This is a genomic window from Crossiella sp. NPDC003009 (assembly GCF_053591555.1).
Window position 1 is genome coordinate 127,860 of record NZ_JBSFUA010000019.1, and the last position, 8,280, is coordinate 136,139.

The window sequence follows — 8,280 nt, forward strand, 5'->3', positions numbered from 1 at the left end:
GGGGACAGTGTCGCCTGTCCGCGGGACGCGCGGACACCGTCATTTGCCACGCCACGCCGCGTACGCGGGATAGTGCTTTCGGGTTAAGCGTTATGCGCATAACGTGTGCCCCATGGCGGTGCAGGAGCCGGTTATCGGCTTCGCGGTAGCGGTGGTGCGTGAGGAAGGCCGTTGGCGGTGTTCGCCGATGGACAGTGCGGCGCTGGCTGACCTGGACGCGGCGATCACCGAGTTGCGCGGGACCAGGTCGACGGGTGCCGTCTTCGGCATGCTCGCCGTCGACGACGAGTTCTTCGTGCTGATCAGGCCGGCGCCGACCGGAGTGGCGCTGCTGCTCTCCGACGCGGGCTCCGGACTCGACTACGACGTGGCCGCGGACGTGCTCGACCTGCTCAGGGTCGAGCCGCCGGACCCCGACGACGAGGACATCTGGCCGGCCGGCGACTTCACCATCCTCACCGACCTCGGCCTGCCCGAACCCGAGCTGCAGCTGATCGTCGACGACATCGACCTGTACCCGGACGAGCAGCTCACCATGATCGCCCAGCGCTGCGGGTTCGCCGACGAGCTGAGCAAGATCACCGAGCGGCTGCAGCAGTGACCCTGCCGCCATCGGGGGCGGACCTGGCAGCCATGCGCACCGCGCTCGAAGTCGCACGCGGTGCCCTGACCAGCGGGGACGTCCCCATCGGCGCGGTGGTGCTGGACCAGTACGGCCGGGAGCTGGCCCGCGCGCACAACGCTCGCGAAGCCAGCGCCGACCCCACCGCCCACGCCGAAGTCCTCGCCCTGCGCGCCGCCGCGGCGGCCCACGGCGACGGCTGGCGCCTGGACGGCTGCACCCTGGTAGTCACCCTGGAGCCCTGCACCATGTGCGCCGGCGCGATCGTGCTGGCCAGGATCGCCAGAGTGGTCTTCGGCGCCTGGGAACCCAAGACCGGCGCGGCCGGCTCGCTGTGGGACGTGCTGCGCGACCGCAGGCTCAACCACCGCCCCGAAGTGCGCGGCGACGTGCTCGCCGAGGAGTCCGCGGCCCTGCTCGAAAAGTTCTTCCGGGACCACCGGGACGGGTGAGCCCGCTCACAACGGCGTGACGCGAGCGGAAATCGGGCACTCCGTACGAGGTGAGTGGCCCGGTGCGGGGCCGGTGCCACCACAGCGCGAAGGGAGCCGCCATGAGCGTGTTCGACAAGGCCAAGGACAAGGCCGAGCAGCTGGTCGGCCAGGCCAAGGAGAAGATCGGCCAGGTCACCGGCAACGAGGAGCTGGAGGCCGCTGGCAAGCGCGACCAGCTCGCCGGCGAGGCCAAGGAGACCGCCCACGACGTCCGCGACAAGGCGGCCGACGCGGTCAAGGACATCAAGGACAAGTTCCAGAAGTAGCAGCTCAGAGGCCTGCGGAACCCGATTGCGGTTTCCCCGTGGTCGTTCGGTATTGTTCTCGGCGGTGGCGTGTCCGAGCGGCCGAAGGAGCACGCCTCGAAAGCGTGTGAGGGTTCACGCCCTCCGTGGGTTCAAATCCCACCGCCACCGCTGGCTGATGGCCCCGTGCTCGCGCTTTGTGCGCTCGCCGGGGCCATCGGTATTTGACCCGGGGGGCCGAGCCCCCCGGACCCCCACGGTGCGTACTTGTTGCGGAACCAGCCTGGTGCGGTCTCGCCTTCGGCTTCGCCTCGGCCTCCGGCTTCGGCTCTGGCTTCGCCTCGACTTCCGGCTTCGGCTTCGGCTTCGGCTCCATCTTCGGTGCCACCGCCACTTCCGGTCCCCACCGCCACCTCGGTCCCCACCGCCACTTCCGGTGCCACCTCCGCCTCGGCCTTCGGGGTTTGGCTGGGCCTGTGGGGTTCTTTCTGCTGTGTGACGAGCGGCAGCAGTCGTTCTCGTGGCCTGCGGAGCTTCGGTGGCTGGGGGAGTGGTCCTGAGGTTGGGATGACCTGCGGCAATCGTTAGGGGAACGCCTACCAAAGTTCACTCGATCAGGGAAAGATTCCTCCTCCCGACCCCGACCGGGAGGACCTGAGCTTCGGATGAGCTACCGCCGCCGAGTGTTGTTTCCGCTGTTGGCCGCCTCGTGTGTGGCCGCTGCCCTGCCTGTGGGTGCCGTTGCGGCGCCGTCCCCCGATGTGCTGATCTCCGAGGTCTACGGCGGGGGTGGGAACTCCGGGGCGAGCCTGACGCATGACTTCGTTGAGTTGGCCAATCCGAGTGCCGTGGCCGTCGACCTGACCGGGTGGAGCGTGCAGTACCTGACCGCTTCGCCCTCCTCCGGGTCGCGGTGGCAGGCCACGCCGTTGGCTGGTGCTGTTGCCGTGGGGAAGCGGTACCTGGTTGGGCAGGCGAAGGGGAGTGGGGGCAGCGTCGCGTTGCCTGCGCCGGATGCGGCGGGCACCCTGGCCATGGGGGGTTCTGGGGGGACCGTCGCGCTGGTCAAGGGGACTGAGGTGCTGACCTGTCTGACCGCGCTTGACTGTGCGGCGGATGGGCGGATCCGGGATCTCGTTGGCTACGGCAATGCGGTGGTGCGGGAAGGTAACCCGGTTGGGGCTACCTCGAACGCCACCTCGGCGGCGCGGGGAGCGCTTGCCGACACCGATGACAATGCCGCCGACTTCGTTGTTGGCGAGCCGACCCCCGTCAACAGCAAGGGGGAGGGGCCGGGGAGCGGGGAGCCTGGGCCGCAGCCGGTGGCGGCGCGGATCCACCAGGTGCAGGGGACTACCCGGGTTTCGCCGTTGCGGGACAAGGTGGTTGTGCTGCCGGGTGTGGTGACCGCGGTGCGGGCGTTTGGGCCTGCGCGCGGGTTCTGGGTGCAGGATGTGGTGCCGGATGGCGATCCGCGCACGAGTGAGGGGCTGTTCGTGCACACCGGGGGCACGACGCCTGCGGTGCGGGCCGGGGACGATGTGCTGGTCACTGGGACCGTGACCGAGTTCTATCCGGTGGCCAACGGTGAGGATCCGCGGACCACGCCGAACCAGTCGGTCACGCAGCTGACCAAGGCGACCTGGGTGGTGCGGGGGAGCGGGAAACCGTTGCCCGAGGCGGAGGTGCTCGGGGCGGAGACCGTGCCCGCGGCGCTGACCGCCACTCCTGGTGGCAGCATCGAGGCGTTGCCGCTGGAGCCTGGCAAGTACGCGCTGGACTTCCTGGAGTCGCGGGAGGGCATGCGGCTGCGGGTGAGTGACGCGCGGGTGGTCGGCGCGACCGACGGGTTCAACGCGTTGTGGGTGACCAGCAAGCCCGCGCAGAACACCACCGTGCGCGGCGGGACCGTGTACCCGTCCTATGCCGATGCCAACACCGGGCGGCTGAAGGTGGAGTCGCTGTTGCCGTTCGCGCAGCGGCCCTTCCCCAAGGCCGATGTCGGGGACCAGCTCAAGGGCGTCACCGAGGGGCCGTTGGACTACAGCCGGTTCGGCGGTTACGTGTTGCAGGCCAGTGCTCTTGGCGAGCACGTCTCCGGTGGGCTGGTGCGCGAGGTCACCCGAAAGCAGCGGGAGCACGAGCTGGCGGTGGCCACCTACAACGTGGAGAACCTCTCGCCGGTGGACAAGCCGGAGAAGTTCGCCGCGCTGGCCAACGGCGTGGTCCGGCACCTGGCGAACCCGGATGTCGTGGTGCTGGAAGAGATCCAGGACGACAACGGGCCGGCCAACGACGCGGTGGTCGGTGCGGAGGCCACGCTGAAGAAGTTCACCGAGGCGATCGTGGCGGCCGGTGGGCCGAAGTACGACTGGCGGCAGATCAACCCCAACGACGACCAGGACGGCGGGCAGCCCGGCGGCAACATCCGGGTGGGCTTCCTGTTCAACCCGGCTCGGGTGTCCTTTGTGGACCGTCCGGGTGGGGATGCGGACACGCCGGTGCAGGTGGTCAAGCAGCACGGCAGGGCGGCGCTTTCGGTGTCGCCAGGGCGGATCGCGCCCGCTGATGAGGCGTGGCGGAACAGCCGCAAGCCACTGGCGGGCGAGTTCCGGTTCCCGGCTCGTGGGCCATTGAGCCGCACCGTGTTCGTGGTGGCCAACCACTTCGCGTCCAAGGGCGGGGACCAGCCGCTGCACGGCCGGTTCCAGGAGCCGCAGCGCACCTCCGAGGTGCAGCGGCTCAAGCAGGCGAAGCTGTTGCGCGGGTTCGCCGACTCGCTGCGGGCGGTGGAGAAGGACGCCAACCTGGTGGTGGCCGGTGACCTCAACGACTACCTGTTCTCCCCGGCGCTGAAGACCCTGCTGGACGGCCCGGTGCTGCACGCGCCGATGAACGACCTCAAGCCCGGCGAGCGCTACAGCTACGTCTTCGACGGCAACTCGCAGACGCTGGACCACATCCTGGTGAACCGGAAGCTGGACCGGCGGGTGGACTACGACGTGGTGCACATCAACGCCGAGTTCCACGAGCAGGCCAGCGACCACGACCCGCAGCTGGTCCGGTTCCGCCCGCGCACCGGTCTGCCGCTGGTGGACGCGCTGGAGGAACTGATCGACTGCCTTGGCCCCCAGGGCTGATCCGGGAGTGCGGATGCGGGTACGGGCTCAGCTGGGCGTGGCCGGACTGCTGGTCCTGCTCGGGGTGCTGGTGATCGCCGCCCCGGCGGACGGGCCGATGGTGGTCGAGGGCGCGCTGATCGAGTTCGGCCCGCACCGCCCGGTGCCGACCATGATCGACCTGGCCGGGCTCGCGGTGTGCGCCGCGGGCCTGGTCTGGTTGCTGGTGCTGCTGATCCGCTACCTGCCCGCGGTCCGGCGCTGCCTCGGTGAGCGCACCGTCTTCGGCGCCGGACTGCTCGGCGGGTTCGGCTTCGGGCTGCTGCTGTGCGCGGTCGCCACCGGCCTGCCCGGCTGGTGGATCGTGGGCGGCGCGCTGGCCGGCACCGTGCTGGTGGTGCTCTCGGTCAGCCTGGCGCTCCGGGCTCCGGACTGACCCCGGGCAGCCGGGTGTACTTGGTCAGCTCCGCCCGGCCCTTCACCAGCTCCACCGGGTACCGGGCCGCGTTCACCGCGCCCTTCTCCCGCACCGCCTCGACCAGGTCCACGTCGAGCACGTCGGCCAGCCGCAGCAGGTAGGACAGCACGTCGGCCAGCTCGTGCCGCACCTGCTCGGCCCGGTCCGGGTCACTCATCACCTGCTGGGCCTCGGCGTCGGTGAGCCACTGAAAGATCTCCGCCAGCTCGCCCACCTCGCCGATGAGCGCCATGGCCAGGTTCTTCGGCGTGTGGAACCGATCCCAGTCCCGCTCGGCGACGAACCTGGCCACCATCGCCTGCAGCTCGGAGATCTCCATCCGCCGAGTCTAGAGTTCGGCCGGCCGCGAGCCGTTGACCAGCCGTTTTGGCTGGTCAAACCTGGCTCCGGTAAGGTTCTCGGCGGAGGATTCGCATAGTGGCCTAGTGCGCACGATTGGAAATCGTGTTGGGATAAAACCCTCGGGGGTTCAAATCCCCCATCCTCCGCTCAGGCCAGCGGCCCCGGACGCCATCGACGTCCGGGGCCGCTGCCGTTGCCGAGGAGTGCCGATCGGCGACATGGGGAGAACACCCCATTGCCGTAGCGCCCGATGGGGTGATCGACTGCACCCGTCCGGATGACTGGGGTTCAGGCAGGAGGAGTGTCCCGGTTGCGCACCGAACACGTTGAGGACTGGTTGTCCCGGCTGGCCTCGGCCGGGCCCGCCCCTGGTGGGGGCGCGGCGGCCGCGATGCACGCGGCGATGGCGGCGGCGCTGGTGGAGAAGGTCTGCAACTTCACCATCGGACGGCCCAGTTACGCCGAACACGAGTCGCTGGTCCGGCGGGTGTGCCAGGAGGCGAGCGAGCTGCGGCGGCAGGCGGTCGAGCTGGCCGACGCGGACGCGCGGGCCTTCACCTCGGTCACCGAGGCCTACAAGCTGCCCAAGGACGGCGAGCACGAGCGGATGGCGCGCAGCGCGGCGATCCAGGGCGCGCTGGTGATGGCGGCCGCGGTGCCGGTGCGCACCGCCGAGGTGGCCTCCAGGGTGCTGGAGCTGGTCGAGCGGATCATCGGGCGGTCCAACACCGCGGTGCTCTCCGACCTCGCGGTCTCCGCCTCCTCCTCGGGGGCGGCGCTGGCCTCGGCCTCGGTGCACGTGGAGGTGAACCGGACCTCGATCAACTCGCCGGAGGTGGCCGAGCGGCTCGGGGACGCGGTGGCCAAGATCGAGGAAGCGATCGAGAACGCGCACCGGATCTCCGCCGAGGTGCGGGTGCGGATCAGCCGGGCAGCGCCAGTGGCTCGGTGATCCGCAGCGACCAGTCCAGCAGTCGCGCCAGCTCTCCGGCCCGCTCCGGCGGCGCCCAGCCCCGCACCAGGCCCAAGAAGCCGGTCAGGTCCTGCTGCACCGGTCGCAGCACCGGGCCGGTCTGCGCCGGTTCACTCCTTCGGGCACTCCAATTGCCGGTCCCCGGCGGCGGGGGGAAGCTGCGCCCATGGCGACCTGTGACGTGTGTGGCAACGACTACTGGATGTCCTTCGAGGTCCGCACGGTCGGTGGCGGCGTGCACACCTTCGACTCGTTCGAGTGCGCCATCCAGCGGCTGGCGCCTGCCTGCGAGCACTGCGGCTGCCGGGTGGTCGGGCACGGGGTCGAGGTGGAGGGCCGGTTCTTCTGCTGCGCGCACTGCGCCCGAACTGGGGCTTCCGGGCTTGGGGCGCAGATCCGGGACACCGCGGGCGCGCACCCCGGATGACCCGCTACACTGAACGTGGACCTCATGCGGCGTCCATCCTGTGAACCTCCCCAGGGCCGGAAGGCAGCAAGGATAAGCGGGCTCTGGCGGGTGCGTGAGGTCCCCTTTTTTGCCCAAAACCGGACTGTCGGTGGCGGCCGGTAAGGTCTCGCCTCGTGGCACTCGCCCTTTACCGCAAGTACCGTCCGGCGACCTTCGCCGAGGTTGTCGGGCAGGAGCATGTCACCGAGCCGTTGCGCACCGCGCTGGCCGCCGGCCGGGTCAACCACGCGTACCTGTTCTCCGGGCCGCGCGGGTGTGGCAAGACGTCCTCCGCCCGGATCCTCGCCCGCTCGCTCAACTGCGCGCAGGGCCCGACGCCCGATCCGTGCGGGACGTGCAACTCCTGCGTCAACCTCGCGCCGGAGGGCTCCGGCAGCGTGGACGTGGTGGAGCTGGACGCGGCCAGCCACGGTGGTGTCGACGACACCCGCGAGCTGCGCGACCGGGCCTTCTACTCACCGGCCGAGTCGCGCTACCGGGTGTTCATCATCGATGAGGCGCACATGGTCACCACGCAGGGCTTCAACGCCCTGCTGAAGATCGTGGAGGAGCCGCCGGAGCACCTGATCTTCATCTTCGCCACCACCGAGCCGGAGAAGGTGCTCGGCACCATCCGCTCCCGCACGCACCACTACCCGTTCCGGCTGATCCCGCCGGGCGCGATGCGCGCGCTGATCGAGCGCAACTGCGTCGACGAGGGCGTCTCGGTGGAGCCCGCGGTGTTCCCGCTGGTCATCAGGGCCGGTGGCGGTTCGGCCCGGGACACCCAGTCGGTGCTGGACCAGTTGCTGGCCGGGGCCGGGCCGGACGGGGTCACCTACGACCGGGCGATCGCGCTGCTCGGGGTCACCGACGTCGCGCTGATCGACGACGCGGTGGACGCGCTGGCCACCGGTGACGGGGCCGAGGTCTTCGGCGTGATCGACCGGCTGGTCGAGGCCGGGCACGACCCGCGACGCTTCGCCGCCGACCTGCTGGACCGGCTGCGCGACCTGGTGCTGCTGGCCGCGGTGCCCGAGGCCGCCCAGCGCGGCCTGATCGACGTGCCGGAGGAACAGCTGACCCGGATGTCGGCGCAGGTCGAGCGGCTCGGGCCGGGCACGCTGACCCGGTTCGCCGAGATCGTGCACAACGGGCTGACCGAGATGCGCGGGGCCACCGCGCCCCGGCTGGTGCTGGAACTGCTGTGCGCGCGGATGCTGCTGCCCTCGGTCTCCGACACCGAGTCCGCCATGCTGCAACGCCTGGAGCGGCTGGAGCGCCGGGCCACGGTGGCGCCGGTCGCCGCTTCGGCGGCGGAGGCCGGGATGCAGGCCGCGGTCGCGCAGGCCCCCGTCGTGCAGGCGCCCGCGGCGCAGGTCCCGACGGGAGACAAGCCGACTTTCCAGCGCCGCTCGCAGGCCGAGCGCTCTTCGGCGCAGCCACCGGCCGCCGCGGCTCCACAGGTCGAACGGCCCGCGGCGCAGCCACCAGCCGCGCTCACCCGCGCGGCCTGCTGCATGTTGTGGGTGACGATGACGATCGTGTAGTCCTTCTTC

The 8,280-nt window shown here is 70.5% G+C and carries 9 protein-coding genes, 2 tRNA genes, 1 other RNA gene and 1 pseudogene; 11 read left to right on the forward strand and 2 right to left on the reverse strand.

Going from position 1 to position 8,280, the window contains the following annotated elements; translation table 11 throughout:
• The first annotated feature begins 112 nt into the window (after positions 1-112).
• From ACWDY5_RS21435 to ACWDY5_RS21460, 6 genes are all read left to right on the forward strand, one after another.
• Positions 113-601 (forward strand): tRNA adenosine deaminase-associated protein, encoded by a 489-nt coding sequence (locus ACWDY5_RS21435; protein ID WP_449723929.1) that lies wholly within the window; start codon positions 113-115, stop codon positions 599-601.
• Between the two features lie 32 nt (positions 602-633).
• Positions 634-1,074, forward strand: a complete 441-nt coding sequence (locus ACWDY5_RS21440; RefSeq protein WP_449723930.1) for a nucleoside deaminase — start codon at positions 634-636, stop codon at positions 1,072-1,074.
• A 101-nt stretch (positions 1,075-1,175) separates the two neighbouring features.
• Positions 1,176-1,382, forward strand: a complete 207-nt coding sequence (locus ACWDY5_RS21445) for a CsbD family protein (RefSeq protein ID WP_252486510.1) — start codon at positions 1,176-1,178, stop codon at positions 1,380-1,382.
• Positions 1,383-1,445: 63 nt separating this feature from the next.
• A tRNA-Ser gene (locus ACWDY5_RS21450) sits at positions 1,446-1,532 on the forward strand.
• Positions 1,533-2,026: 494 nt separating this feature from the next.
• Positions 2,027-4,501 carry an endonuclease/exonuclease/phosphatase family protein gene (locus tag ACWDY5_RS21455; RefSeq protein WP_449723931.1) on the forward strand — a complete coding sequence of 825 codons (2,475 nt, stop codon included), beginning with the start codon at positions 2,027-2,029 and terminating at the stop codon, positions 4,499-4,501.
• 13 nt (positions 4,502-4,514) lie between these two features.
• Entirely contained in the window at positions 4,515-4,916 is a 402-nt protein-coding gene (locus ACWDY5_RS21460; RefSeq protein WP_252486062.1) for a hypothetical protein, read from the forward strand.
• Here the strand turns inward: ACWDY5_RS21460 and ACWDY5_RS21465 are convergent.
• Entirely contained in the window at positions 4,888-5,277 is a 390-nt protein-coding gene (locus tag ACWDY5_RS21465) for a nucleotide pyrophosphohydrolase (RefSeq protein WP_449723932.1), read from the reverse strand. The two genes, ACWDY5_RS21460 and ACWDY5_RS21465, sit on opposite strands and share 29 nt — an antisense overlap.
• A gap of 84 nt (positions 5,278-5,361) precedes the next feature.
• On the opposite strand from ACWDY5_RS21465, the gene ACWDY5_RS21470 reads away from it, so the two are divergent.
• A tRNA-Ser gene (locus tag ACWDY5_RS21470) sits at positions 5,362-5,446 on the forward strand.
• A gap of 164 nt (positions 5,447-5,610) precedes the next feature.
• Positions 5,611-6,252: a cyclodeaminase/cyclohydrolase family protein gene (locus ACWDY5_RS21475; protein WP_449723933.1), complete on the forward strand. Its 642-nt coding sequence runs from the start codon at positions 5,611-5,613 to the stop codon at positions 6,250-6,252.
• Here the strand turns inward: ACWDY5_RS21475 and ACWDY5_RS21480 are convergent.
• Complete coding sequence (locus tag ACWDY5_RS21480; RefSeq protein WP_449723934.1) at positions 6,224-6,364, reverse strand: hypothetical protein; 141 nt, start codon at positions 6,362-6,364, stop codon at positions 6,224-6,226. The two genes, ACWDY5_RS21475 and ACWDY5_RS21480, sit on opposite strands and share 29 nt — an antisense overlap.
• Before the next feature lie 75 nt (positions 6,365-6,439).
• Between ACWDY5_RS21480 and ACWDY5_RS21485 the strand changes: the two genes are divergently transcribed.
• The 3 genes and pseudogenes from ACWDY5_RS21485 to ACWDY5_RS21495 all read left to right on the forward strand — a co-directional run.
• Positions 6,440-6,700 (forward strand): Prokaryotic metallothionein, encoded by a 261-nt coding sequence (locus ACWDY5_RS21485; RefSeq protein WP_449723935.1) that lies wholly within the window; start codon positions 6,440-6,442, stop codon positions 6,698-6,700.
• Positions 6,701-6,714: 14 nt separating this feature from the next.
• An RNA gene (ffs, locus tag ACWDY5_RS21490) (signal recognition particle sRNA small type) lies at positions 6,715-6,809 on the forward strand.
• 46 nt (positions 6,810-6,855) lie between these two features.
• A pseudogene (locus ACWDY5_RS21495) lies at positions 6,856-8,229 on the forward strand (DNA polymerase III subunit gamma and tau); the annotation flags it as partial.
• Between the last annotated feature and the right edge of the window lie 51 nt (positions 8,230-8,280).

Coding starts and splice junctions, on each gene's coding strand:
- ACWDY5_RS21435 (WP_449723929.1), top strand. CDS start 113: ATGGCGGTGCAGGAGCCGGTTATCGGCTTCGCGGTAGCGGTGGTGCGT.
- ACWDY5_RS21440 (WP_449723930.1), top strand. CDS start 634: ATGCGCACCGCGCTCGAAGTCGCACGCGGTGCCCTGACCAGCGGGGAC.
- ACWDY5_RS21445 (WP_252486510.1), top strand. CDS start 1,176: ATGAGCGTGTTCGACAAGGCCAAGGACAAGGCCGAGCAGCTGGTCGGC.
- ACWDY5_RS21455 (WP_449723931.1), top strand. CDS start 2,027: ATGAGCTACCGCCGCCGAGTGTTGTTTCCGCTGTTGGCCGCCTCGTGT.
- ACWDY5_RS21460 (WP_252486062.1), top strand. CDS start 4,515: ATGCGGGTACGGGCTCAGCTGGGCGTGGCCGGACTGCTGGTCCTGCTC.
- ACWDY5_RS21465 (WP_449723932.1), bottom strand. CDS start 5,277: ATGGAGATCTCCGAGCTGCAGGCGATGGTGGCCAGGTTCGTCGCCGAG.
- ACWDY5_RS21485 (WP_449723935.1), top strand. CDS start 6,440: ATGGCGACCTGTGACGTGTGTGGCAACGACTACTGGATGTCCTTCGAG.